General features: G+C 56.5%; 2 protein-coding genes. Both read left to right on the top strand.

Annotated elements, in window-relative coordinates; translation table 11 throughout:
• The first annotated feature begins 13 nt into the window (after positions 1-13).
• The gene (locus tag HMPREF0721_RS11165) at positions 14-289 is read left to right on the top strand and encodes a BMC domain-containing protein (RefSeq protein WP_006599901.1); all 276 of its coding nucleotides are present in this window, start codon (positions 14-16) and stop codon (positions 287-289) included.
• A 20-nt stretch (positions 290-309) separates the two neighbouring features.
• Positions 310-1,091, top strand: a 782-nt coding sequence (gene pduB, locus HMPREF0721_RS11160) for a propanediol utilization microcompartment protein PduB (protein WP_006599900.1), incomplete at its 3' end; no start/stop codon positions are given.

Here is a 1,091-nt window from a genome sequence, read left to right as displayed (position 1 = left end):
GGAGGAGAAGCTTATGACGAATGAAGCTTTAGGTATGATTGAAACCAAGGGGCTCGTTGGCTGCATCGAAGCGACCGATGCGATGGTCAAATCGGCCAACGTTGAATTCACCGGCTACGAAAAGATCGGTTCCGGTCTTGTGACCACCATGGTCCGTGGCGATGTCGGCGCTGTCAAAGCTGCGGTTGACGCAGGCGCGGCAGCGGCGGACAAGGTTGGCCAGGTTGTTTCAGTCCATGTGATTCCCAGACCACATCAAGATGTGGAAAAAATGTTACCAACTTTATAAAATAGTGGAGGTGTGAATTAATGAAAGACGATTTGATGAACAAATTGATGGACGAAGTCATGAAAAAAATGGACGAAGTCGAAGAAACCGGAACGGTCGCCGAAGCCACGGGTGTGTGTGGTTTAACCGAATATGTCGGCCAGACCATCGGCGACACGATCGGCCTTGTCATTGCGAATGTCGACCCGAACTTACACGAAGCCATGGAAATCGATCCGAAATATCGTTCCATCGGGATTCTGTCCGCCCGTACCGGGGCCGGCCCGCAGATCATGGCGGCCGACGAAGCGGTCAAGGCGACCAACACCGAAATGGTCATCTGCGAAATGGCCAGAGACACCAAGGGCGGCGCCGGTCACGGCTCCCTGATCGTTTTCGGGGCTGAAGATGTTTCCGACGCGAAGCGCGCGGTCGAAGTCGCTTTGGTCGAAACGGAAAGACACTTCGGCGATGTTTACGGCAACGATGCCGGTCACCTGGAATTCCAGTACACCGCCCGCGCTTCCTTCGCCTGCAACGCCGCCTTCGGCGCGCCGATCGGCCGCGCCTACGCCTTGATCCTGGGCGCTCCGGCCGGGATTGGGATTTTGATTTCCGATATCGCATTAAAAGCGGCGAACGTCGAGCTGATCAGCTACTGCTCGCCGGATCACGGCACGAAATCCTCAAACGAAGGCTTCATCAACGTTTACGGCGACGCCGGTGCGGTCCGTCAGGCCGTTCGCGCTGCCCGCGACGCCGGTATCCAGGCCTTGTCTGCTTTGGGCGGACCCTGCCCCTCAACCACCACTCCTTACATTTA

Origin of the sequence: Pseudoramibacter alactolyticus ATCC 23263 (genome assembly GCF_000185505.1) — a bacterium.
Lineage (GTDB): Bacteria > Bacillota > Clostridia > Eubacteriales > Eubacteriaceae > Pseudoramibacter > Pseudoramibacter alactolyticus.
The sequence above is the reverse complement of the archived record's forward strand: the minus strand, read 5'-3'. Positions and strand labels throughout refer to the sequence as shown.